Raw genomic sequence first — 23,589 nt, forward strand, 5'->3', positions numbered from 1 at the left:
CGAGCTGGAAATCGGGCAGGCTGCCGCCGGCCAATACCGCCTTTCTGAGGCGCACCCAGCGTCGCTTGCTCGGGGTAGCGCCCACACTGCGACAAAACTGTTGGCCTTCAAATTTTCATGTCGACGGTCCCGGTCTCACCATCTGGGCCAGGAACGGCTGGATGTACGCCGCGACGGGCTCATAAGCCGCCTCGCTCAGGAGCTGATTCCTGCCCTGTCCAACACGGACGATGGCGGCCTGGTCGGGGGATACGCCGACGGCCTCTTCCACCGCGACGATCAATTGACTGTCCTTAGGCCGGTCGGAGACCAGGAACTTGATGATCGCCGGCAGATGCTCGTGGTCCTGTCCCTGCTGGTTGGGCGCGTCGATCACGATGGGGCAGAAGGTCGCCGACCCGTACTCCCTGACGGCGTGAAGGAAAGCGTAATAGTAAGCCGCCAGGCCCCTTGGCCCTTCGCTTCCCCGCGCACGAGGCGGGGACGCAATCGATCCCTCGTCCTCCAGCCCCACATCGAGCCACTGCGCCACCCTGTGGAGCTGCTTACCGAAGTAGTCCATGATGGACTGCGTCCGCTTTTTTTCGAGTAAGCGGCGCATTTCGGCCTGACGCTCCTTGATCAGCACAGTCAAGCGCCCGATTGCCGTGTCCGCTTCGTCTATGCGGCGGCGCAGCGCGCGCGTCGCCGCATTTCTGCCCTCGGCGGCGACGACGTCGCCGAGGCTGATGTCGCGCCGCCTAGCGGAGAGGACTGCCTGCACCCGCACGATCGCCTCAGCCACCGCCGACACATTCAACCGAACTTTCTCCATTTCGGCGCTGGTCTTGCGGATCTCTTCTTGGGCCTGCTGAGCCACAGCGGTCAGGGTGTCGCCGTCGGCCGCGATCTTGAAGCGTGCCGCAATGTCGTTCGAGTAGTGCTCGCCACAGGTCGGGCATTCCACGTCGACTGGCTGGTGCGTCGCGCTGGCAAATACCTCGTCGAGCTCACTCAGCGCGCCGCGGGCGACGGCGAGCTGCGCAGACCACAGGGCGCGGACTTCGGTCAACTCGGCGAGCTTTTCCCGATGCGCGACCTCATGCTCGTGTAGCCGCTGGCTCTCCTCGACGAGACGAGCCGCCTCGTCCTCGAAGTCCGAGAGCGTCAGGTGGAGGGTCAGATCTGGCGCTGTGTCCTCCAGATGGGCAACCGCATCGACTAGGCCGCGGCGGCGAAGCTCGGCCTCGCTCAGCTCCCGTGCCATCCGGTCCCGCTCGGCGCGGGCGACGTAGTACTCGTTGGGCTTCAGACCTGAGTGGTAGTCCGCGAGCGTCCTCGCGGAATCGGGAAGGTACATATTCGTGAACGATGCCCAGGGTATGCTCCAGCTCCGGTCCTGATCGACATAGTAGGGCGCAAATGCGTAGGCCGGAGGCGGCATGACGACATTCTTCCGCTGGTCCGTCATCAGTAGGCGGAAGTCGAGCATCTCAGCGAGCTGTGGGCCGAGCTCGGACGACACAGAGCTGGTCTGGAACTTCCAGTTCCCCGCTTCGTCGAAGATTGCGTACACGCCGCCGGACTTCACGATCGTCCGCACCACCCCGTCGATGATGAACTCGACCGCAGTAACGACCCGCTCGGACTTCCATCGACCATCGATGCGGTGTGGCTCCGCGCCGAAGGTGTCATACAGGCTTTTCAGGAGTGCGGATTTGCCGAACCCGTTCGCCGCCTGGATCACCGTCGCGCCCGGGCCGAACTCCATCGTGAACGCGCGGCGTCTGTCGCGCGAGAGCAAGAAGACCCTTCGAAACTTCATCATACGCACGACGCCGTCCCCCCAGGCTCAGCAGTAGCCGCCGCAAGCCATAGCCGCGTTCACTGTCCATTCACGGCATCGAACGCCTCAACGAGAAGCGCCGCCTCCCACGTCCAGTCATCGTACTTCGCCCGAAAACTCGGATCGACCTGCGCCGACAACTCGGCTGCCGCACCCAACATGTCCAGCACCTTCGACAGGCTGCACGCAGCGACGCCAGCCGCGGCCCGTAGTGTCGAGTGAAGCTCATCAATCGCCGGCAATCGCTTCGAGCGGTTTCGCTGGTACAACGTGACGGCCGTCTTAAGGCGGATGCGATCCAACGAAGATCGACTGGCGGCCTGGAGTTCGCTGTCGATGACGGCCCAATCGTCCAGGATGTTGCGGCGCGTCTGCGCCTCACAAAACACCTTCTCCAGGTCATCGCGGCATAGGCTCTTGTTCGCATAGAGCTCGACGAGCTGCGCGCATTCGGTGGTGTCGTTTGTCTTCGCCGTCACCTCCGTGATCAGCGTCTTGTAGACCGCGTTCACCGAGCCGGCGGCCCCTTCATCGAGGAACTCGACCAGCCGGCCGCGCAAGTAGGTATCGTAGCCCGGCAGCGGAACGCGCGTGCGCTCGAAGCGGACGATGCTGCTCTCGTCGGGCGCACGCGGTGATGGGAAATCCTGCTCGAGAGCCTTCGCGAATGCCTTCTTTGCCTTCGGTCCGAGATCCGGGTACGCAAGGACTGCATGATCAGGCGATGATAGCTTGCCGGTGGCCAAATCGAATTCAAAGTACGCGTTCGTCAGAAACACTGTTGCTACCAGCATGTCGGCGAAGGCGATCGTGTGATGGTACATCTTGCCGATCGTCGTGCGCGGGTTCGCGCCCTCTGCTTTGCACAGTGGGGCCGTCTTCCATGGGCCTGTCTCTCGCCCCTTTATCTGGATGAACTCGATGCTGGTGGGCTCGTTCGATCCCACTAGGATCGCCAAGTCATCGAAGTGATCGAACAGGGCGCGGTAATCGACGCCGTTCTGATGCAGTTCGAGGAGTTTCGCCAGCGAGGCGTGCACCTGGAACGCGAACCGCGCACCGGTCCGAGGGCCAGCCTTTTCGCGGGGTTGTGCCATCAGCATAACGCTGGAAAGCGACGACATCGGATCACTTGTAGGTTTCGAGAGACTAGTACTTTGAAACTAGATGGCGAACCGAGCAAGGCCCGGCTGAGTGTCCGGTCGGTGGGATCATCCTAGCACAGAGACTGGAGGCTTTCGGGGTGGTGCAGCGGCATCCAGGGCACGCCGCCCGGCGAGATCCCGCCGCACTTCCAGTTGCGCCCGTGCGGTCAGCGTGTGGCACAGTGGTGGGCTCTGCAAGAATCGGAGCGACGACCGGCGGCTTTGGCGGCAACCCGCCATCCCAGGATGTCGCGCGAACGTGCGCATCGACGCGTTGCAGCCTGTCCATCGTGGCGCCGCCGGACATGACGTTCACGACCTCGACGAACCTACTGCCTGGCGAACCAGAGTGCCGCGGAATGGTCAGAAGCTCGCGCCGGTCGGGAGCTTCGTGTTTGTCGTCCTTCTACGCGACCGATGACGCGATCATTGCCGCCTATGGGCGTCCGGGATTGCCGGGCGAGGCGGCGCTCGATGTCGCTATCAGGCTTGCGGACGGATCAACGGTTGGCAGCAATGAAAGATTGCTGGGGCAATCGGATTACTGATTTTCGGAAGCGGCCGCGGAAAAACAAGCCCATAGTTCAACAGCTTAAGCTTGAGGGTAAAATCGGCCTACCCTCAAGGTTCAGAGACTCTCCGCTCTCTCCGGCCCAGAAACGCCAGTAGTTGCGCCGTCGAACCATCAAGGTCCACGCGCAAACCCCGGCCAAACCTGCGCCTCAGCGCGGTGCCCTGACCAGGAGAGACAGGTTGTGAGAGAGAAGAATGGAGCAGCGGTGGCAACCGGGGAATGAAGTTCTCTGAGGCGGAAACCCAGCCTAACTCCTAAGGCTTAGGCCGTTCGTGGGGGCTGAGGCGCGCGAACGCCATCGACCTGCTCGAAAGTGACCATGCGGTCAGCTTCCTCATCCCATAGTAGGTGGTCGGGTGCCGAGAAGGCTTCACGCAGGGTGACGACACGTGCCGTGGCGAAGGCAGGATGGGCCTGGTGGCAGGCCTCCAACAAGTAGTTCGGAATGCGCGGCGCGAGATGGTGTATGTGGTGGAAGCCGATGCTCGCTGTCAGCCAGCGCAGGACCGCCGGTAGCCGAAGGTAAGAACTCCCGGCGAGAGAGGCCGCCACCCGATCCCAAGCGGCGTGCCGCGCCCAGTGCACATCCTCGAAGCGATGCTGCACGGAGAAGAGCCATACGCCGACGATGCTCGCCGGCAGTATCACAGCGACCACCCCGGCAACCACTGGCCAGACGCCGAGCAGCAGCGAGAGTCCACCGTAGAAGACGATCAGGGACAGATTGGTCAGATGCACGCTGCGGTGCTCCCGTCCCCAGCCGAGCGGCGCATCGTAGGGCAGACGGTAGAGCATCAAGAACACCAGCGGAGGGAACAGCACCAGCATGCATAGGGGGTGGCGCATAATGCGGTATCAGTTGGCCAAGGTGGTGGCCGGCCCGTCGCGCGGGCAGTCCGCGAATGCGGTTAGTCCCTATGCGGAAATGCGGTGATCCCCTCTCAGCGCCTTCGGCGTTGAGTCGCTCATCAAGCCATTTATGAAAGTCGCACCGATGGCCTCCGACACGACCGGCACAGTCCGGACCACCATGCTCCTGCCCGAAGGCGGGCCGGCGCTACCGTCTCGCATCTCCTGGGGCGCTGTGCTTGCCGGCAGCCTCATCGCCGCGGTGATCGCCGCCACGCTGAACATTCTCGGTCTCGCGGTCGGTGCAACCACAGTGGATGCCGTTGCTCATGCCACGCCAGGCGCGGCGCAGATGGGCATCGGCGCGGCGATTTGGCTCGTCATCGCCAACACGCTAGCCCTCGCGGCTGGTGGCTATACCGCGGCTCGTCTTTCTGGAACAACGGACGATACAGACAGTGTCCTGCATGGCCTCGCCGTTTGGGCCCTGGCATTTCTCGTGTCAGCGGTGCTCGTTGGCAATCTGCTCGCAGGCCTGGTTTCGACGGCCTCCAGCGCCGTCAGCAACGTGGCCGGAGGCGCAGCGTCAGCGGTTTCGGGCGTTGCAAGCCAGGCGATGCCGGACACATCGCCATCAGCCCTCGTGGATCGCGCGCGGGACACGCTTCGCGGCGTCGGCGGCGAGCCGCAAGCCATGACGACCGAGCAGCGCGGCGCTGAGATCACTTCTCTGTTGGGACGCCGAATTGCCCGCGGCTCATTTGCTGGTGAGGAACGTGTCCGGCTCGACACGTTGGTCGCGGCAGAATTTGGCATCGCGCCTGAGGAGGCGTCGCGTCGTGTGCAGGCAATGGAGGCTGAGGCCCAGCGCAGCGCGGCCCAAGCCGCTGCACTCGCTCGCCAAGCCGCCGATGCAACGGCGCGAGCCGCTTCAATCGGCGCGTTCGGCACGGTAGCCGCGCTGCTGCTTGGAGCCGCCGCAGCGGTGCTCGGCGCGCGGCGCGGCACCCGCGATCGAGTTGCCCTGACGACGTCAGGCACGGTTCGGCGCGCGGCCTGATCTCTCGATGCGGCCGTGGCCTCATTCGTGAGGTCACGGCCGCTACGGCGCAATCAGGGTCCCATCAGTAGGACTTGGTAGAACGCTCCAGTCACAGGCCGAACGTGGGTCGCATACGGCACGCGAATGGATATGGTGCCGCAAGCGTTTTCCTTCGGAACCGACCGGAACGTTGGTCGCCATGACGCCTGACGCCGCGGCCGTTGCAATTTGACGAGCAAAGAAGACCGAGCCGAACGGACCTTCAAACCCGGTGACGCCTTCGAGCGTTACGCTCATGCGCTGCCGACATTTGCGGCAGCATAGGGAGCGCAGGCGCGGCGTTGCTGGATTGGGACGATCTTCGCTTTTTTTTAGCTGTCGCGCGGACTGGCAGCCTGTCCGCCGCGGCCCGGGACTTGCGCGTCACCCAATCTACCGTTGGCCGCCGCCTCGGATCACTTGAAGGTGGTCTCAATGCCCGTCTGCTTCATCGCACCCCGGAAGGCTACGTTCTCACGCTGGCAGGCGAGGCTATTCTCGCCCAGGCCGAACGTGTTGAGGCTGAGGCACGCGCGGTGGAGCGGACGGTCGGCGGCCGTGATTCGCTCCTCGAAGGGGTAGTGCGGGTAACGGCGGTCGAAACGCTGGCCAGCCACGTTCTGCCGCCGGCCTTCTGCGCACTGCAACTTGGCAGCCCTGAGATCAGCATCGAGTTGCTGGCCAACGTACGGCATATGAGCCTTGCAATGCGGGAGGCGGATATCGCGGTGCGGCTCACGCGCTTCGAGCAGCATGACCTCGTCGCCCGAAGAATCGGCACCATGTCGCATGGGCTCTACGCCAGCCCCACGTATCTGGAGCGCCACGGCCCACCGGATTTCACGGCTGGATGCCCAGGGCACCGGCTAGTGACAGGCTTGGACGGAACCGAAGTGCCGGAACTCGCAAAGTGGCTCGCTGAGGTCGCTCCCCGCGCCACGGCGGCATTGCGCACCGACAGTCCGGAGGCCCAATTGCAGGCCACCATGTGCGGCCAGGGCATGGCCTGCCTTCCCCGGCTCAGAGGCGATGCGTTGGGACATGGGCTGCGACGCCTGCGACCACCTGTCGCACCGGCGGTGGTTGAGGTTTGGCTTGCTGTACATAAGGACAATCGCAGAATACCTAGAGTGCGGCTGGTGATTGATGCCGTGGCGGCCGCCGTCCGGGATCTGGCAAGTCCATTGGATCCACCTAACCTTCAAGACGACACGCAACCCGAGTCTAGATTCCCGGACCCTCGGCCAGAGCAATCTTGAGTTCAGTGCCATCGTGAAGCGTATTCGCCACTGGCGATCGCAAGGCTGCTCGAACTATCAGCGCTTCCAGAACTTGGCGCGGAGCGTCGGATACGATGTGGACCTCGACGCGAACCGCAGCAAGGCCGAGCGGGGGCGGCGCACTCATGTCCATCGGCGCGACTGCGATGTCTGCTTCGAGATCGAGCGCCAAATGCGCGAGCGCGATACCACGGGCAGTGGCGTTGGCCCGAATAGCTATCGTGAGATCAGACCCAAGTGCCGTCAGGAGTACCTCGAGCGGCTCGGGCGCCGGCTCCAAGTCAGCTATTCCTCCAGGCTCATCGACGACGATCGCTGGCACGTCGCGGATGTGCGTGAACTGGCGGACACGGCCGCTGACCACAGTCCGGGAACGGATGGTTCTCAGCATCGCCATGCCGGCGCAAATCTCCTCGCGCATATGCGGGCCTCTGAGAAAGCGAGGTTGGCATGCATCTCCAACGTGGGATGCCGAGCGGCTGAAAGCGCGGTGCAAAGCTGCTCACCGAATGTGCGGAGATGCGCAGGCCAATACCAGCGCCAGAACTTGCACGCAGTGCTAGAGAACGAGGTGTCCTGACGGACATGCGTGAAGCCTACCACCAAGGCATCTCGGAATGCGCGGGACCTAAAGTGAGATCGTAGCAATGCGGGATGATAGAGTAACCTCCGGCGGACACGCCTCGCATTCGAGTCGATGTGATCGCTTCCTCTGGCGGGAGGCAGCATGTTCGACCAAGCCATAGAGAGGCTCCGCAGCCTCGGCGATACTGCGATGACAATCCTGCCCAGCATGTTGCTCGGCCTGTTAATTTTCAGCCTCGGCCTTCTCGTGGTGCGCGGTGTGCGTACCGGCGTGACAAGAGCCGCATCGTTGCGGGACGCATCAGCGGGATCTGCTGCCGTCTTCGGGCGAATCGCGGGTGGCGTCGCGACGCTGATCGCTTTCCTTATCGCCGCATCGGTCGCGTTTCCTTCGGTCTCCGCGGCTGACCGCTTCAATCTCCTTGGTATCGGCGGCGTGGCTATCGGGTTCGCTTTCCGCGATGTCCTACAGAACCTGCTTGCAGGGGTGTTGATCCTGCTGACGCGCCCGTTCCGGATCGGCGATCAGATCAGCCAGGGCGGGCAAGAGGGCACGGTGGAAGACATCTGGATCCGTGCGACGGTGCTGCGGACCTACGATAATCGGCGCATCCTCATCCCCAATGCATCGCTCTTCACCGACAAGATAGAGGTCATCACCGCGTATGAGACCTGGCGGTTGCAATTCGCGCTAACCATCGGAAACGGCGACGACATCGCCAAGGCGCGCAGCGTCGTGGTAGCTGCCTTGCGCGGCGCTGATGGCGTGCTTCCGGAGCCGACACCGGCAGCGTTGGTAACCCGGACTGGGTAGTGCCGGTGTGGACATGGTGGCGAGATTCTGGATCAACCCGCCGCGCCGCCGTGATGCGGTGGACGCGTTGGACAGCACCATCGAGGCTGTAAAGCTCGCACTGACCGAGGCCGGGCTGGACCTACCCTATCCCACCACACAAATCCTGTTCCACGACCAGACCGAGGAGACGGACGGTGATCGCGGCCTTCAGCGAGAGGGTTGGCCAGCCGGGGGGCAAGCGGTACCTCGAGGCCGATGGCGCGTTGAACGGGAGGAAAGACGTGCCGCCGAGGAGAGTACTGCTCGCGGCGGCCAGCCATGACTGCGATCAGTGGCCCGATCTTCGTGATGCGCACCGTATTTGCGCACGGAAAACTCAAGTGGCTAGAGGGATTGCTCGGCTGAGCCTCCATCTGCTCGGGGGCCGCTCCAGCAACATCGTGCCTGGCATCCGTACCGATGAAGGCAACGCGGTGTGATCTCTAACTTTGACCTGATCGCCCTGCTGCTGACCCTGTCGGCGACGTTCGGGTGGTTCAATCGCCGTTACCTGCGAATGCCGCACAGCATAGGCCTGCTTGTCATGGGCCTGATGGCCTCCGTCCTACTCATCCTCGTGGACCTCGCCTTCCCGGCGCAGCATCTCTACGGCGACCTGACCCGCACCCTGCGGCGGATCGATTTCACTGCACTCGTCATGGACGGCATGCTGGCCTTCCTACTGTTCGCCGGCGCAATCAACCTCGATCTCCGCGCCATTCGCGCTCGTGCCTGGCCCATTGCCTCCCTCGCGCTGATCGGCACGCTCATCTCAACTGCATTGGTCGGTGGATGCCTCTGGCTGGCGGCCGGCTGGCTCGGCATGCCGATGACGCTGAGCTGGGCAATGGTATTCGGCGCGTTGATCAGCCCGACCGATCCGGTGGCAGTGCTCACCATGCTCAAGAACGTGGATGTTCCGGATATTCTGCAGGCAGAAATGCAGGGTGAGGCTCTGTTCAATGACGGCGTCGGCGTCGTGGTCTTCACGCTGATGGTGAGTATCGCCTCGAGTGGCAGCGCCGCGGTTCCTCCTGGTGTTGCGGAGGTTATGTGGCATGTTCTCTTGGAAGTCGGCGGCGGGTTGGTGCTGGGTGCGGCCACGGGCTACGTGGCCTATCGTGCCCTGAGATCGATTGACGATTTCGCGGTCGAGGTGCTTATTACACTGGCTCTTGTAGCGGGCACCTACGGGCTGACGCAAGCGTTGGGTGCCAGCGGCCCGCTGGCGGTAGTGGCGGCCGGGCTACTTGTTGGTCACCGCGCGCCGCAAGACGCCATGAGCGATCATACCCAAGGCTATGTAACTGCCCTGTGGACCCTGATCGATGAAGTGCTGAACTCGATACTGTTCCTACTGATCGGCCTGGAAGTGCTGGTGCTCAGCTTCGATCTTGGGGTGGTCTGGCTAGCGCTGGCAGCGGTGCCGATCGTGCTTGTGGGACGGCTGGCCGCTGTTTCGGCACCTCTTCTCCTCCGTCGATGGGCAGTGATGGGCTCCATCAGCAACGTGCCGTTTCTCACGTGGGCGGGCGTGCGCGGCGGCATTTCGGTGGCACTCGCGTTGTCGCTGCCTGAGACCGAGGCGAAATCGGTGCTGCTGGCCGCGACCTATGGCGTGGTCGTTTTCTCCATCGTGGTTCAGGGATCAACACTTGGGCTGGTGGCGCGACACACGGTGAAGGCGGATGGGCGTTGATTGCGTCGGCCATATGCTCACAACTCTCCGGCCATGCGTTGAGGAAGATGCGCGGTTTGCTGATCATCCCGACGTGCCACTGACGCGGTGAGAGCAGCGAAATGGGATTCCAGGTCACTCAAGCCCACGGGGTCGGTGATACTAGTGCGGCCGACTGCCAGAGCCAGTTGCGCGTGGCGCACAAGGATCGCCTGGCGCTCCGGTCGCTTCTCAACCTGCAAAGCTTTTTGAAGAACATCGATCAAACGTATCAGCACAGCTGCGGAACTCGCGGCGTTCTGTCGGATCATGTGGAACATCGCATCGCACAAACCGGCATAGTCGGTGACTTTTCGGTGCAACGCTACGGTTCCATCCCGCAGCAGGACGTTGCCGGCCAAATTGCGCGGCGCCACCTCGGTCAACGCGGCGCCGAGGTGATCCAGAACCGCCGTGGCAGTGAAGGGATCGTTGATACCCGGCGACAGGGCACGTACCGCCACTTCGACAAGTTGGCGCACGGCGAATTCGAGATCCTGGGCCGCGGCCGGTCGCGACCCGATTGAACAGGCCGAAGCGATCTCGATCTGTGCAGCACTGGCAACACCGGGATCGGCGACTTCTGCAATTGGCAAACCGGGCAGGATGTAGTCGCCGGGGCGTACCAACAGCGTCAATGCGGTTTGGTGCTTGGCCGCCCAGTCGGCCAGGGCCTCATCATCGACCGTCCTGAGGTAGCCAGCCTTGGAAATTGCAATTGGAGTACCCGCCAGAGGAGCTGCCGGAGACGACATTGCGGGTTTCTCCGACGTCAATGCGAGGATGGCGTCAGAGAGATCGCGGTGTACCAGATCAATGACAATATTTACGTTGATGCCATTGGCGATGTGATGAACGAACCAGATGAGGGTGCCGACGCAGAGCAGGGCAAGCAGTAATGCGCCGGAGACGCCAAGATGCGGAATGAACGCGCCTTCATCAGCCGATCTGACACTCCGCAATAGCATAAGCGCATAAACGAACGTGCCCAGGAAGATACCGAGTGCGACCTGATTGCCGCCATCGCGCGTAAAGTTGCGCAGAAGGCGCGGACCCATCTGACCCGACGCAAGTGAAAGCGCGGCGACAGTGATGGAGAAGACGGTGCCTGCTACCCCGATTGTGGAGGAGGCGACGGCCCCCAGGAGCGCACGCGCGCCAGCCTCGCCTCCCGAGTAAATCCAACCGGTCCACCAGGGCGGGCCAAAATTTGCTCGCCCTTCGGCCCAAATGGCAAGTGCGCTCAATATGATGCCTGCCGCCACAATACAGGCTGGCCTCAACCAGAACAAGTCGCCGAGTGATTCGAAGGCGCCCCTTAAGCGGTGCATCATGATAGCTGCCTTAGAACGTCTTTCGCAGCTTATGCGGAATGTGCGAGGCGGCGCGTAAAATCACGGGGAAACCCAAACGAACCAGGCAACGCCGCTCGCCGGATCGCGTCGTCACGATCGACCCGTGCAGCTCAAGCGTGAGTGGCGGGGCGCGACGATGCGTTGGCCTCAAGTCGCTACAGCAATAAGTGCGCCCAGAGTGGTCAGGGGCTTGTGCCGTGGCGTGAAGCGTCATCTGCAGGACGCCCATGGCGCAGGCGAGCGGCAGGCATGAACAAGTCGTGTGCCCGCCCGCGTGTGCGCGGCCGACTGGCGTTAGCCCGGCGGTTCAGAAACGCCTTGGAGCGCGACCGTTCGAGCAAATGCTGTTACGCTGCAACCAAACGAGCGGCCCGACTTTACGTATCGATGCATTGATGCCGTTCTATGGCGGAATCTGCTGGGTAAGGACCTTGTGCGGGATGCGGCATAGTGGCGGCTAAGCCAGTCCAAACGGAACGGTCTGGCGCCGGGATTGTCGTCGGCATCGGTGCGTCGGCTGGCGGCCTCGACGCATTCAAGGTATTTTTCTCGAACATGCCCACCGACACAGGCATGGCGTTCGTCATCGTCCAGCACCTCGATCCCCATCACGAGAGTTCCTTGGCCGCTATCATCGGCGGCTACACGGCGATGCCGATACGCGTTGCCGCGAACGGGGACGCGGTGCGCCCGAACCACATCCACGTCATCCCGCCCGACGCCATCCTGACAATCCAGGGCGGCACTCTCGACGTGGCCCGCCCGGCGTCACCCGCCGCCCGCCGCACCTCGGTCAACACGTTCCTCACCTCGCTGGCCCAGGATCAAGGGGAGAACGCAGTGGGCATAATCCTCTCCGGATTCGGCAGCGACGGCGCGCTCGGCATCGCCGCGATCAAGGAGCGCGGCGGCCTCACCCTCAGCCAAGCCGACTTCGATCACCACGCCAAAGCCGGCATGCCACAGAGCGCCGCGTCGGGCGGCTTCGTTGACCACGTTCTCGCGGTGGAGGACATGCCAAAGGCGCTGCTGGATTACGGGCAGCGACGTGCAATCTCGGATGTCATCAAAGGGCCGGATGGTATCCGCCAAGACCTTCCGCGCCATCTCGAGACAGTCTACGCGGTACTGCACAGCACGCTGGGTCGCGACTTCAGCCAGTACAAGCCCGGCACGCTGATGCGTCGCATCCAGCGCCGGATGCAAGTGCTCGGGACCAATGAAGTGTCGGCCTACATCGAGCAGTTGCGGTCGCAGCCTGACGAGGCGGCGCTGCTGTTTCGCGAACTCCTTATCAGCGTGACCCAGTTTTTTCGCGACCCGGACGCGTTCGAGGCGCTCGCGGCCCAGGTGCTGCCCGGACTGATGACGGATGCGTACGGCTCGGAGCCAATTCGGGTCTGGGTCGCCGGGTGTGCCACGGGTGAAGAAGCCTATTCAATGGCGATTCTACTCAGGGAAAGTCTGGCCCGGCATCACTGCCGTCGCCCGGTGCAGGTCTTTGCAACCGATCTGGATGACCGGGCAATCGCCATCGCCAGAGCCGGGCTCTATCCGCTGACGATCGCTGAGGACCTCTCCGCCAAGCGCCTGGAACAGAACTTCGTCAAGGAGGACGGCTGCTTCCGAGTGAGCAAGCATCTTCGCGAAGCGTGCCTGTTCTCCGTGCACGATATTGTGAGTGACCCGCCATTCTCGCGGCTTGACCTGATCACCTGTCGCAATCTGATGATCTATTTCAAGCCGACGCTGCAGCAACGCGTGCTCGCTACGTTCCATTACGGCTTGCGCCCTGACCGGGCCTTGTTTCTGGGGATCTCGGAGGGCGTTTCCAGTCAGACGCGCCTGTTCGCACCGCTAGACAAGCGGCATCGCATTTACAAACGTCGAGACGCAGCGGCAACTCTTCCTTCGTTCACCGCGTCCGGATCGCTCGGCCAGCCGGCACCACGAGTCGAGTCGTCGATCGCGACCGGCATGGACCGGCAGACGGCCCGCATCATCGCCCGTTACGCGCCGGCATTTGTCATCGTCGATCGCCGATATGACGTGCTGCGCTTTTCTGGCCAGTTGAAGAAGTACATCGAGCCGAGCACCGGCGAGGCGAGCCTCAATCTGTTCGCCCTCCTGAATGCGGATCTGCAGTACGTGGTGCGCGGGGCCCTCAAGCAAGCAGTCGACACGGGCAGGCGGGTGCTGAGCGAGCGGCTCGTCATGGATGTGGGCGAGCATCGCGAGTTTGTCAGCCTGGCCGTCGAGCCGTTTTCCGGCCCGGCAGGCGAGCCCTTGTTCCTCGTTGCCTTCCGGGAGGTAGGGTTTGTACCGCAGGATGCAGCAGCGGAGCGTGGCGTGTCGGACCAGGGTGGCGCCGTGGAAGCGCTGAACGAAGAGCTGCTGGTAGCCCAAGAACGGCTGCGCGATCTCACGGAAGAGCTCGAAGCGGCCAAAGAGGAGTACCTGTCCGTTAACGAGGAGCTGAATGCGGCGAATGAGGAACTAGAGACCTCCCGGGAGGAACTGCAATCTCTCAACGAGGAGCTGCAGACGATCAACGCGGAGCTGAGCAACAGGAACGAAAGCCTAGTGCGCTCCAACAGCGACCTCGTGAATCTGTTGGACAGCACCCCCATCGCGATCTTGTTTCTCGACGGTGACATGCGAATCCGGCGCTTCACGCCGCGGCTTCTGGACATCTTTAAGGTGCGCGAGGGGGACGAGGGTCGTCCGATCAGCGACATCGTCACTCGCCTGGGCAGCAATGGGCTAGAAGAGGACGTGCAGCAGGTCCTGCGTACGCAAGCGCCGATCGCACGCGAGGTAACGCTGACAGACAGCGATACGAGCTACGTGATGCAGATCCGCCCGTATCGCGACCTGAACAATGTCCTGGACGGCGTTATCATCACCTTCATAGACATCTCCGAGCGCAAGCGGATCGAGGAAGTGCGTTCGAGGATCGCGGCGATTGTGGACTCGTCACAGGACGCGATCATCAGCACTGACCTGGATGGAATCATCACAAGTTGGAACATGGGTGCCGAGCAACTTTACGGCTACCCGGCAGCCGAGGCGGCCGGCAAGCCGCTCTCCATACTGCTTGCCGCGCCTGCGTTGGACGATTGGCCAGAAGTCTTGGAAAAGCTGCGGCAAGGCGAGCGCATCGCGCAATTCGACAGCATCAGGGTCGCCCAGGGTGGGCTCTCGATCGACGTCGCCATCACGATATCGCCGGTCAAGGGTGCCGAGGAGCGGATCACCGGCGCCTCGGTGGTCGCGCGGGACATCACCCATCGCCGGGAGGCGGAACTGAAGACGGCCTTGCTCCTCGGCGAGTTAGACCACCGCGTGAAGAACATTCTCGCGATTGTGTCCGCTGTGGTGTCGCAGACGTTAAAGGCCACGCCCTCGCCCGAGGTCTTCGCCGTCGAGGTGGAGGGGCGGATCCAGGCCATTGCCAAGGCGCACAGTCTGCTGACGCAGACTGGGCGAGGCGAGATGTCGCTGCGCATCCTTGTCGAGACGGAACTGGCGCCTTACGATCGGGAGGGCCGCAACCTTTCCATCAAGGGAGGAGACGTTGCGTTGACACCGAAGGCCGGCATGGCGCTGGCTCTGGCGATTCACGAGCTCGCAAGCAACGCCGCCAAGTACGGCGCGCTTTCGACCCCGGCCGGCCATCTGGCCGTCGAGTGGACGATAGCGGAGGATGAAATGTTGACGCTGATCTGGGCGGAAGCCGGGGGTCCCCATGTGCGGCCGCCGTCCCGGCGCGGGTTCGGGACGACGCTTATCGAGCGGGCACTTACAGCAGAGCTCGATGCCGAGGTGAACCGGCAGTTCCTTGCATCCGGCCTACTGTGCACCATCAGGTTGGCGTTGACCGACGAGATCGGGAGGCCGCGGGCGAGCCGATAGCCTAGGGGCAGTTCCATGACCGACGACGACCTGGCCGGACGGCGCATCCTGGTGGTGGAGGATGAGACGATCATCGCCATATCGATCGAGAACGATCTTCAAGCCCTCGGCTGCGAGGTCGTGGGCCCGGTCGCCAAGCTGGAGCTGGCCTTGCGGCTGGCGCAACACGAAGCGCTGGACGCGGCGGTACTGGACGTGACGATCCGCGGCGGGAACGTGTACCCCGTCGCTGAGCAACTTCTTGTCCGTGGGGTGCCCTTTGCGCTGGCTAGCGGATACAGTGACTGGGCACTGCCCGATAACCTGCAGGCCCTACCGCGTTTGACCAAACCTTTCACGAAGCGAGAGCTGGAAGATCAGGTGAGGTCGCTTATTCAGGGGGCGGCCTTGCGGCCGCGGACGCCGCCCCGCTGACGGCGGCAAAGGGGTGCATGCCGGATTGCCTGCTGAAGGACGTTTGGATCATCGAGCGGTCTTTCACATTCGCCAACGCCGTTACTGTTTTCGATCGGCGAGACGGTCGCGACGGTATTTCCAGGATGTGACCAGCGTTGCGTAGGCTTTGACCATTGGCCGTCGCGAGGAAGTTGACTGGCTTACTCGTCATACCGTGCGGCGATGTCGCGGAATTCCTCGTGTCTTTGCAGACGGAGACCCCGCCCCGAAAGCGCGGGGACCGCCGGAGACGCGGCAGCCCGTAGAGCCTCAGCGCCTCGACCTCGATCTGCCCGCCGAGCCCGTCTGCGCGACGGCGTCGGAAGGCAACATCCTGGTCGCGAACTTCGCTTGGCTTCGCGCTGCTTTGGAGCGAATGGTCGCGTGCGCGGACAGAGCCGCGCTGCCCCGCTGAGGCTCGAACGGCGGGGCTCAGGCTCGTAACACCCGGATCATCGGGTGCGGATCCGGAGCCCGACCATGACCAAGCTTTCCGACACCCAGCGCATCATCCTCAGCCAAGCCAGCCAGCGCGACGACCAGTTCGCGTTACCACCCGAGCGCCTGCCGGCCGCGGCGCGGCAGACGGTGGCGAGGTCGCTGATGAAGCAGGGCCTAGTCAGCGGCGAACAGACCGGCACTGCGAACGCGGACGCTTGGCAGATCGACGGCCAGTTCCACCTGCTGCGCATAACCGAAGCGGGGCTGCGCGCCATCGGCGTGGAGCCGGACACGGACGATGCTCCTCAAGCGACGCCGATCCCGCCCGCCGCGACCGACATGCCCGCCGTGCCCGCGGCGGGCCAGGGAGACTCACACGCGGCGTCTACCGCTGGCCCGCTCTCAGCCAGCGACAATAAGGCGGAGGCCCCTCAGCGCCCGCCGGTGAGTCCGCACGGGGGTATCGGTCGCGTGGCGGCGCTGCGGACGGCCGCGTCCGCCATCATATCCGCCTGGGAGGCGCCGGACCGCGAGGGTCTGGACGATGCCGTTGCTGCCCTGCGCGCCGTCCTCGCCGCGAAGCCAGGCCGCCCGTCGCGCGACCCGAGCGTAGCGCGCCAGCCCCGCAGCGGCACTAAGCAGGAATTGGTGCTCGCGCTGCTACGCCGCGACGACGGTGCGACCATCGCCCAGGTCGTCGAGGCGACTAGTTGGCAGCAGCACACGGTCCGCGGCTTCCTCGCCGGCCTCAAGCGCAAGGGCATCACCGTCGAGGTCCTGGAACGGATCCGCCAGGTCGGGCCGAACAAGCAGGGCGCGAAGGGGTCGTACTCCATCTATCGGATCACTGCGGCCGCGCCGGTGGAGGCAGGCTGATGCGCACCGGTGCACAGTACCCTCGCCTGGCGGTCGGGCTGATCCGGGTGTCGACCGCCGAGCAGGGCAACAGCGGCCTGGGCCTGGAGGCTCAGCAGGCCAGCATCCGCGCCTTCGTCGCCGCGCAAGGCTGGACCCTGGTCGCCGAGTATTCCGACATCGCGTCGGGCAAGGACGATCGCCGACCCGGCTTCCAGGCCGCCCTCGCTCGCTGCCGGCAGTTGGGCGCCGTGCTGGTGGCCGCGCGGCTGGATCGCATAACTCGACGTGCCCACACGCTGTCGCAGCTGCTGGAGGACGGGATCTCCATCCGCGCCGCCGACATGCCCAATGCTGACGACCTGATGCTCCGGATCTACGCCGCCATGGCGCAGAAGGAGCGCGAGCTGATCAGCGAACGCACCAAGGCGGCGCTGGCGGCAGCCAAGGCGAGGGGTACGGTGCTGGGCGGGGACAGGGGCTACCGGTCCGCAGCGGGTCCAGATGCGACTGCGGCGGCGCGGGCGCGGCGAGAGAGCGCGGACCGCGCGGCCCATCGGCTCGGGCTGGAGTTAGACCGCCTGCGAGCCGAGGGCGTGGAGGGCCATGCCGCCCTGGCCCGGGCGCTCAACGACCGCGGGGTGCCGACGGCGAGCGACCGCGGACGCTGGACTCATACCTCGGTTGCCCGCCTCCTGGCTCGAACAGGGGATGCTCCTCCGGAGCGCCTGCGAGGTGCGCCGAGCTCGATCCAAACCGGCGCATGATCGCTGGCTCCCTCCTCTCCGCGGACCGCCCGGTCGACACCGGCAGATCGCAGCCTCGGAGCGAGATCAGGACTTAGCAGCAGGTGGTCCAGCCGGAGGCCCGCGTCGCGCGGCCATCGCTGCCGCTTATAGTCCCAGAAGGTGTAGATGCGTTCCTGTGGGTACAGGTGCCTGATCGAATCGGTCCAGTCCTGGTCGAGCAGGCGCTGATAGGCAGCGCGCGGCGCTGGCTGCACGAGCGCATCCTTGGACCATGAGGTGGTGGGGTAGATGTCGATCTCGGTCGGCGCGACGTTGAAATCACCAGCGACGACGGCCGGGAAGCCACCGGCAAGGAGCGTGGCGGCATGCGCAGACAGGCGCTTGAACCACGCCAGCTTGTAGTCGAACTTTGGCCCCGGCTGCGGATTGCCGTTGGGCAGGTAGAGTGGCGATCAGGACGCCGTTGACCGCTGCCTCAACATAGCGAGCCTGGTGATCGCTGGGATCGCCAGGCAGGGCGGTGCGGGTCAGCACTGGCTCCCGGCCCCTCGCGAGAATGGCGACGCCGTTCCAGCTACTCTGGCCCACCCAAACGGCTTCATAGCCCTCGCTTCGTAAGGTGGCCTGAGGAAAGCTGCGCTGATCCGCCTTCAGCTCCGGCAGACAAACAACGTCGGGCTTGGCCCGGCGCAGCCATGCCACCAGGTTTTCGATGCGTCGATTGACGTTGTTGATGTTGAAGGTCGCAATCTTCAGCGCTGAACACCTCCGTCTCGGCAGGTCAGAACGTTTCCCGCTCGCGCAATTCTGAAGCAGCCAGCCGAACCATCCTGGCCGCTCCCCGTTACGACCGCGCGAAGGGGAAGCACGATATGTCGGATAACTCGAAGAATGAACCGGTGACGCCGATCTCGCCCCTCCTTCATACGCTGGCGAGGCGGGACCGCATAAGTGCAAAGGACCGCACGATCCTGGAGGAATTGCCCTTCGGGATCCGGACCTACCGGCGCGAAGAGGAGATCATTACCGCAGGCTCCCGCCCAGAGCAGAGTTGCCTCGTCGTACAAGGCTTCACCGCGCGAGTGAACAGTTTTGAGGACGGTACCCGACAAGTCACTGGCCTCTATATCCCTGGCGATTTCGTCGACTTACACGCATTGCTATTGCGCACTATGGATCACAGTGTCGTCGCGCTCAGTCCCTGTGTGGCGGCGTTTACGTCACATCGTGACCTGCGTCGGGTAGTTGACCAAGCGCCCCATCTGACGCGCCTGTTTTGGCTAACCACCGTGATCGACGCGGCGATTCAACGCACATGGATCGCGAACTACAGCCGAAGGCCCTCACTCCTGCACCTCGCTCACTTCGTATGCGAGATCTACCTGCGCCTCGAGGCGGCCGGGATGGTCGACGGCGACCAGTTCGATCTTGATATCACCCAACAGCAGTTATCCGAGGTGATGGGCCTCTCGCCGGTTCACATGAACCGCACCGTGCAGAAGTTGAGGCAGACCCAGTTGGTCTCGTGGACAGGGTCCCGGGTCCACATTGCCGATTTCCGCGCCCTCGCGAGATTTGCCTCGTTCGATCCGCTCTATCTCAGCTTAAGTCGTGAGCCCCGCTAGGAAGCGCGGCTGCCTGCCAGGGAGTTCCGGCTCATTCAGCCGATCAGCCTCGACAGCAACTTCAGCGCCTAAGAGAACGTTAGGCGAACAGGTAACCCTCTGTTGGGAGTAGTTCTATGGCCGGACGCGATGATGGTCAGCACCCTGACAACCCGAAGCTGGACCCGGATCCTGGTTCGAACACCGTCAAGGATCCTGACGATTGGACCACCGGCGACGAAGCGATGACTGGCGCTCAGGCAAGCTATCTGAAGACGCTGTGTGAAGAGGCGGGCGACGAGTTCGACGCGGGGCTCACAAAGGCGGAAGCGTCGCGGCGAATTGACGAACTGCAGGCCAAGACTGGCCGAGGGCGGTAACGCACCAACCATCTTGATGCCTGGTTGACCCATGGGCGGCGAGTCCACCGATCAATCTTCGCCGCCGCACATGTGCTCGCCGCACGTTGTCGCTAACTTCCATCCCAAGAGGAACACGACATGACAAAGGTCACTGGTTGGTTCGAGACGCGGCGCGCAGCAGATCTCGCCATTGAGCACCTGGTTCAGCAGGCAGGTGTCCGCCGCGAGGCGATACAGGCGTCGGCCGAGGGAGAGAAGAATACGGTCGGCGTCCGGACGGCGGGCTCCGACCGCGCCGACGCTCAGCCCGGTAGTCACAATCGCAACGACGCTCCACTGGAGGGCGCTGTAAAGATAAGCATTGCTGTGGAGAACGCGGATGTTGCCGAGGTGCGCCGCGTGCTCGGCGAGGCGCGAGTGCGAGACATCAGCGAGGGCTAGACCTTCCATGTTCACCACCCATCAACGGTCGTTGGTCGGTGTTGAACAGATGCGATGCATTGATGCTGTCAGGCGACCTTCCAGCCCTCCACGTCACCGTCGTTCAGGCGGTCGAAAAGCCTTGCCCAGCTGTCCTTCGGCGGCGCTGGCTCTGGCCTCGCCGCAGGACCCGTGACCATCTGGTCGAGCAACTGCCCGATCAGCCCCAGCGCATCCACCTGATCGTCGTGCTTCCCCGCCGGGAAGGTCACCAGCTCCGCCTCCAAGGCCTGCCGCCACGGCGCATGCCGCGGCAGGTGCAGCCCCTCCAATGCCATACGGCCGCGGATTGATTGCGCCCTCACCGCCTTGTCCCCACGCGTCGGGAAAGCGTGGCGAGCCACATAGGCTTGGCGCTCCCGCATGCGCCGCTGCAAGAACGGCCCAATGCCGGCTCGGATTTGACCCGTTTCCTCGGCCCAGCCAATCGGCCGCCACCGCGTCACCAAATCACAGAACGCCTCGATCCACGCATCCGCCGCGGTCTGCCCTCGCCACAGGTCCAGCAGCCAAAGCTGACCTGCCGGATCCATCCCCACCACCGCGTGCACGGTGAAATCGCCTCCATCGGCGGTGACGGCATAGTCCGAACCGCCATAGATGCGCATCGTGGTCCGATCCGGCAGGACGTCGACGTGGCGCAGCCATTCGGCCTGGAAGTAGTCGCCGGTGTCCGGCACCGGGCGCTGCATATACAGTGCCGACCAGCTGCGGGTGCTGGCCTCGGCCTTCACGCGGTGGAGTGACGCGGCGTAGCCGTAACCATCATCCCCCCACAGCATCTCGCCGGGCGCACGCCCCAGTGGATCGTCCACCTCCGCCTCGGCCGGTAGCGACACCACCCGCCACTGGTCCCCCTGCGCCTCCAGCAGCCTTCCGGAGAGGTCGTCCTGATGCCAGCGGGTCTGGACAACCACGATGGCTGCACCGGGCCGCAGGCGCGTGCGGAGGTCGTCCTGGAACCATTCCCACACGCGAGCCCGGCGCGCCTCGCTATCGGCTTCCTCGCGGGATTTCACCGGGTCGTCGATCAGAGCCAGGTCGGCCCGTAGGCCCGTGATGACCCCGCCGATCCCCGCTGCGCGGTATTCCCCTCCATTGCTGGTGGTCCAGAGGTCCTCCGCCTCGCGCTCCAGCCGGTAGCCGAGCATCGGGCCATGGCTGCGGATGCGGCCCCGCACCCGGCGGGAGAAGGTGCCTGCCAGGTCGGCGGTGTTGCTGGTGGCAATGACCCGACGGTCGCGGCCCTGGGCGAGGAACCAGGCGGGGAACAGGTCGGAGGTGTAGGTGCTCTTCGCCGATCCCGGCGGCATGAACACCATGAGCCGGTCATGCACGCCGTCGGCCACGGCCTGCAGTTCGCGGATCAACAGGCGGTGGTGGGCGGCGGGGACCAGGCCCTGCGGCGCGAGGGCGTGTTCGCACCACAGGCCAAACTCGCGGCGGATGCTGCGCCGCTGGCCAAGCTCCCAGGCGGCGTCATTCGCCATCGATCGTGAGCCGCGCCGTCCGCGCCCGCGCGATCTCCTCCATCAACTCCTCGTCGGTCATCTCGCCGGGCTCCTTGGCCGTCAGCACCAGCTCGTGCTTTTCGCGCCAGCCGGCCCGGGCCTTCATCCAGAAAATGGCGGCGGCGACGTTCTGGCCCTCGGTGGCCATGCGGAACAGGGACTGCGCGACCTTACTGGTGGCCTCGATCGAGCCGAGGTCCAGCTCGTCGCGGAAGTGCTTGCGCAGGGTCTTGGCGTCCACGCGCAGGTAGGTCGCGATGTCGGTTTGCGGGATCCCGAAGCCGGCCATGGCCCGGACGGTCCGGCGCTGGTCGTCGGTGGGAACGTAGGGGAGACCCTGGGTCATGGGGTGGCCTCGGTGCCGCGCTGGGCCGCCATAGCCGCGAAGCTGGACCCACCGCCCTCCAGCACCGCCTGCTGGCCCGTGAACGCCTCCCACCGCGCCACCGCGACGTCGACATAGGCCGAGCAGAGTTCGATGGCGTGGCAGGTCCTACCCGTCATCTCCGCCGCGATGATGGTGGTGCCGGATCCTGAGAACGGCTCGTACACCGCCTGGCCGAGGGAGGAGTTGTTCTCGATCGGCCGCCGCATGCATTCGACGGGCTTCTGGGTACCGTGGATGGTCTGAGCGTCCTCACTTCGGCCGGCGATCTGCCAGAGGGTTGTCTGCTTGCGGTCGCCCGACCAATGGCTCTGGCCGCGCACGGCATACCATGCCGGTTCATGTTGCCAGTGATAGTGCCCGCGGCCGAGGACCAGCCGATCCTTCGCCCAGATGATCTGCGCGCGGATGTCGAAGCCGCAGGCAGTGAGGCTCTCTGCCACGGTGGTGGCGTGCAGGGCGCCGTGCCAGACATAGGCCACGTCGCCGGGGAACAGCGCCCAGGCTTCCCGCCAGTCGGCACGGTGGTCGTTCTCGACCTTGCCGGTGCGGCGGGTGGCGCTGAGGCCGGCGCGGTTCCGCCAGTCGGGGTCATACTCCACGCCGTACGGCGGATCGGTGACCATCAGGTGGGGCCGCACGCCGCCCAGTGCCGTCGCCACCACGGCAGCATCGGTGCAATCCCCGCAGGTCAGGCGGTGCCGACCCAGTAACCAGACGTCGCCAGGCTGCGTCACCGGCATCTCGGGCAGCGGCGGGATGTCATCGGGGTCGGTCAGGCCCGTGGTCGGCTCGGCGAGGAACCCGGCGATTTCGTCGGCGTCGAAGCCCGTTAGCTGGAGGTCGAAGCCCAGGTCCTGCAGCTCGGCGAGTTCCAGACGGAGCAGGTCCTCGTCCCAGCCAGCGTTCAGCGCCAGCTTGTTGTCGGCCAGCACATAGGCGCGACGCTGGGCGGCGGTGAGATGGGCCAGCTCGATCACCGGCACCTCGGCGAGACCCAGCTTGCGCGCCGCCAGCACGCGGCCGTGGCCGGCGATGATGCCGTTGGCCCCGTCGGTCAGCACCGGGTTGGTGAAGCCGAACTCGCGGATGGACGCGGCGATCTGCGCGACCTGGTCGTCAGAATGCGCGCGGGCGTTCCGAGCGTAGGGGATTAGGTCTGCTGTTCTGACCCTTTTGTAGGCGGGGAAGTCTGCAGGCTGCGGGGCGGATACAGGCATCTCGAAACCCTCCGTCATGGGAGTGGCGTCGGGCCATCGCCGCGACCTCCATTAGATACTGGATCGGAAGTTCTCGGCACAATCGACCGCAATTGCGCGGCGCTACGCTGGACTGCGATTGGCGCATTTTTCTGCTTTTCACCCGTCCCCACTGCCTGGACGAGGCAACCGCCTCATCGCGGACCCGGGTGAACCAGATTCCCAGATCTGGTTCCCCCCGTAGGGGGAGATCTTGGGAATCCGGGAATGTCGCAGAAAACCGCCATTTTTTGGCGTTCCCAGCCTCGTGGGAAGCGATTGCCTGGGAATGTCTCCAAAGCCGCGAAAGAGCTGGGCTACAGCGATTCCCAGCATCAGCGATTCCCAGCGGGAAGCGGGAAGCGGGA

General features: G+C 64.2%; 24 protein-coding genes. 12 read left to right on the forward strand and 12 right to left on the reverse strand.

Annotation, left to right across the window (positions count from 1 at the left end; translation table 11 throughout):
* Nucleotides 1-115: 115 nt before the first annotated feature.
* Entirely contained in the window at nucleotides 116-1,813 is a 1,698-nt protein-coding gene (locus GXW78_RS03495) for an ATP-binding protein (protein ID WP_211866078.1), read from the reverse strand.
* A 50-nt stretch (nucleotides 1,814-1,863) separates the two neighbouring features.
* Nucleotides 1,864-2,949, reverse strand: coding sequence for a dsDNA nuclease domain-containing protein (locus tag GXW78_RS03500; RefSeq protein ID WP_211866079.1), 1,086 nt, complete (start codon nucleotides 2,947-2,949; stop codon nucleotides 1,864-1,866).
* A gap of 416 nt (nucleotides 2,950-3,365) precedes the next feature.
* Here GXW78_RS03500 and GXW78_RS03505 point away from each other — a divergent pair, with 416 nt between their 5' ends.
* Entirely contained in the window at nucleotides 3,366-3,518 is a 153-nt protein-coding gene (locus tag GXW78_RS03505; protein ID WP_211866080.1) for a hypothetical protein, read from the forward strand.
* Between the two features lie 287 nt (nucleotides 3,519-3,805).
* On the opposite strand, the gene GXW78_RS03510 is transcribed toward GXW78_RS03505, so the two are convergent.
* Nucleotides 3,806-4,372 carry a fatty acid desaturase family protein gene (locus GXW78_RS03510; protein ID WP_211866081.1) on the reverse strand — a complete coding sequence of 189 codons (567 nt, stop codon included), beginning with the start codon at nucleotides 4,370-4,372 and terminating at the stop codon, nucleotides 3,806-3,808.
* A 202-nt stretch (nucleotides 4,373-4,574) separates the two neighbouring features.
* On the opposite strand from GXW78_RS03510, the gene GXW78_RS03515 reads away from it, so the two are divergent.
* The gene (locus GXW78_RS03515) at nucleotides 4,575-5,453 is read left to right on the forward strand and encodes a hypothetical protein (RefSeq protein WP_246521825.1); all 879 of its coding nucleotides are present in this window, start codon (nucleotides 4,575-4,577) and stop codon (nucleotides 5,451-5,453) included.
* Between the two features lie 42 nt (nucleotides 5,454-5,495).
* Here the strand turns inward: GXW78_RS03515 and GXW78_RS03520 are convergent, their stop codons facing one another.
* On the reverse strand, nucleotides 5,496-5,732 hold the full coding sequence (locus GXW78_RS03520) for a hypothetical protein (protein WP_211866082.1): 237 nt from the start codon (nucleotides 5,730-5,732) through the stop codon (nucleotides 5,496-5,498).
* A gap of 44 nt (nucleotides 5,733-5,776) precedes the next feature.
* Between GXW78_RS03520 and GXW78_RS03525 the strand changes: the two genes are divergently transcribed.
* Complete coding sequence (locus GXW78_RS03525) at nucleotides 5,777-6,733, forward strand: LysR family transcriptional regulator (protein ID WP_211866083.1); 957 nt, start codon at nucleotides 5,777-5,779, stop codon at nucleotides 6,731-6,733.
* On the opposite strand, the gene GXW78_RS03530 is transcribed toward GXW78_RS03525, so the two are convergent.
* A complete protein-coding gene (locus GXW78_RS03530; protein ID WP_211866084.1) occupies nucleotides 6,699-7,151 on the reverse strand; it encodes an OsmC family protein in 453 nt (150 codons plus the stop codon). The genes GXW78_RS03525 and GXW78_RS03530 overlap by 35 nt on opposite strands.
* A gap of 330 nt (nucleotides 7,152-7,481) precedes the next feature.
* Between GXW78_RS03530 and GXW78_RS03535 the strand changes: the two genes are divergently transcribed.
* The 3 genes from GXW78_RS03535 (at nucleotide 7,482) to GXW78_RS03545 (ending at nucleotide 9,873) form a co-directional block, all read left to right on the forward strand.
* Entirely contained in the window at nucleotides 7,482-8,153 is a 672-nt protein-coding gene (locus tag GXW78_RS03535; RefSeq protein ID WP_211866085.1) for a mechanosensitive ion channel family protein, read from the forward strand.
* A 176-nt stretch (nucleotides 8,154-8,329) separates the two neighbouring features.
* Nucleotides 8,330-8,614: a hypothetical protein gene (locus tag GXW78_RS03540; protein WP_211866087.1), complete on the forward strand. Its 285-nt coding sequence runs from the start codon at nucleotides 8,330-8,332 to the stop codon at nucleotides 8,612-8,614.
* Nucleotides 8,611-9,873, forward strand: coding sequence for a cation:proton antiporter (locus tag GXW78_RS03545; protein ID WP_211866090.1), 1,263 nt, complete (start codon nucleotides 8,611-8,613; stop codon nucleotides 9,871-9,873). The genes GXW78_RS03540 and GXW78_RS03545 overlap by 4 nt, the downstream gene beginning before the upstream one ends.
* A gap of 17 nt (nucleotides 9,874-9,890) precedes the next feature.
* On the opposite strand, the gene GXW78_RS03550 is transcribed toward GXW78_RS03545, so the two are convergent.
* Nucleotides 9,891-11,225, reverse strand: coding sequence for a DUF2254 domain-containing protein (locus GXW78_RS03550; RefSeq protein WP_211866092.1), 1,335 nt, complete (start codon nucleotides 11,223-11,225; stop codon nucleotides 9,891-9,893).
* A 471-nt stretch (nucleotides 11,226-11,696) separates the two neighbouring features.
* On the opposite strand from GXW78_RS03550, the gene GXW78_RS28415 reads away from it, so the two are divergent.
* The 4 genes from GXW78_RS28415 (at nucleotide 11,697) to GXW78_RS03570 (ending at nucleotide 17,659) form a co-directional block, all read left to right on the forward strand.
* Nucleotides 11,697-15,161 (forward strand): CheR family methyltransferase, encoded by a 3,465-nt coding sequence (locus GXW78_RS28415; RefSeq protein WP_211866094.1) that lies wholly within the window; start codon nucleotides 11,697-11,699, stop codon nucleotides 15,159-15,161.
* A 15-nt stretch (nucleotides 15,162-15,176) separates the two neighbouring features.
* Nucleotides 15,177-15,575 (forward strand): response regulator, encoded by a 399-nt coding sequence (locus GXW78_RS03560; protein WP_211866096.1) that lies wholly within the window; start codon nucleotides 15,177-15,179, stop codon nucleotides 15,573-15,575.
* A 501-nt stretch (nucleotides 15,576-16,076) separates the two neighbouring features.
* Nucleotides 16,077-16,913 (forward strand): DUF3489 domain-containing protein, encoded by an 837-nt coding sequence (locus tag GXW78_RS03565; protein ID WP_211866098.1) that lies wholly within the window; start codon nucleotides 16,077-16,079, stop codon nucleotides 16,911-16,913.
* Nucleotides 16,913-17,659, forward strand: coding sequence for a recombinase family protein (locus tag GXW78_RS03570; protein WP_211866100.1), 747 nt, complete (start codon nucleotides 16,913-16,915; stop codon nucleotides 17,657-17,659). The genes GXW78_RS03565 and GXW78_RS03570 overlap by 1 nt, the downstream gene beginning before the upstream one ends.
* Here the strand turns inward: GXW78_RS03570 and GXW78_RS27780 are convergent.
* Both GXW78_RS27780 and GXW78_RS28705 read right to left on the reverse strand, forming a co-directional pair.
* Nucleotides 17,566-18,036 carry an exodeoxyribonuclease III gene (locus GXW78_RS27780; RefSeq protein WP_246521848.1) on the reverse strand — a complete coding sequence of 157 codons (471 nt, stop codon included), beginning with the start codon at nucleotides 18,034-18,036 and terminating at the stop codon, nucleotides 17,566-17,568. The genes GXW78_RS03570 and GXW78_RS27780 overlap by 94 nt on opposite strands.
* Nucleotides 17,960-18,598, reverse strand: coding sequence for an endonuclease/exonuclease/phosphatase family protein (locus tag GXW78_RS28705; RefSeq protein WP_246521827.1), 639 nt, complete (start codon nucleotides 18,596-18,598; stop codon nucleotides 17,960-17,962). The genes GXW78_RS27780 and GXW78_RS28705 overlap by 77 nt, the downstream gene beginning before the upstream one ends.
* Between GXW78_RS28705 and GXW78_RS03580 the strand changes: the two genes are divergently transcribed.
* Together GXW78_RS03580 and GXW78_RS03585 are read left to right on the forward strand one after the other, a co-directional pair.
* A complete protein-coding gene (locus GXW78_RS03580; RefSeq protein ID WP_246521828.1) occupies nucleotides 18,514-19,266 on the forward strand; it encodes a Crp/Fnr family transcriptional regulator in 753 nt (250 codons plus the stop codon). The two genes, GXW78_RS28705 and GXW78_RS03580, sit on opposite strands and share 85 nt — an antisense overlap.
* A gap of 116 nt (nucleotides 19,267-19,382) precedes the next feature.
* Nucleotides 19,383-19,625, forward strand: coding sequence for a DUF3072 domain-containing protein (locus tag GXW78_RS03585; protein ID WP_211866103.1), 243 nt, complete (start codon nucleotides 19,383-19,385; stop codon nucleotides 19,623-19,625).
* A gap of 51 nt (nucleotides 19,626-19,676) precedes the next feature.
* On the opposite strand, the gene GXW78_RS03590 is transcribed toward GXW78_RS03585, so the two are convergent.
* From GXW78_RS03590 to GXW78_RS03605, 4 genes are read right to left on the reverse strand one after another with little or no spacing between them, the layout of a single operon-like run.
* Entirely contained in the window at nucleotides 19,677-20,057 is a 381-nt protein-coding gene (locus GXW78_RS03590; RefSeq protein WP_211866105.1) for a hypothetical protein, read from the reverse strand.
* Between the two features lie 59 nt (nucleotides 20,058-20,116).
* The gene (gene terL / locus GXW78_RS03595) at nucleotides 20,117-21,577 is read right to left on the reverse strand and encodes a phage terminase large subunit (protein ID WP_211866107.1); all 1,461 of its coding nucleotides are present in this window, start codon (nucleotides 21,575-21,577) and stop codon (nucleotides 20,117-20,119) included.
* A complete protein-coding gene (locus GXW78_RS03600; RefSeq protein ID WP_211866109.1) occupies nucleotides 21,567-21,944 on the reverse strand; it encodes a hypothetical protein in 378 nt (125 codons plus the stop codon). Before GXW78_RS03600 ends, terL begins: the two co-directional genes overlap by 11 nt.
* Nucleotides 21,941-23,203: a site-specific DNA-methyltransferase gene (locus tag GXW78_RS03605; protein ID WP_211866111.1), complete on the reverse strand. Its 1,263-nt coding sequence runs from the start codon at nucleotides 23,201-23,203 to the stop codon at nucleotides 21,941-21,943. Before GXW78_RS03605 ends, GXW78_RS03600 begins: the two co-directional genes overlap by 4 nt.
* Between the last annotated feature and the right edge of the window lie 386 nt (nucleotides 23,204-23,589).

The sequence above is a fragment of the Neoroseomonas terrae genome (assembly GCF_018129025.1).
Taxonomy (GTDB): domain Bacteria; phylum Pseudomonadota; class Alphaproteobacteria; order Acetobacterales; family Acetobacteraceae; genus Neoroseomonas; species Neoroseomonas terrae.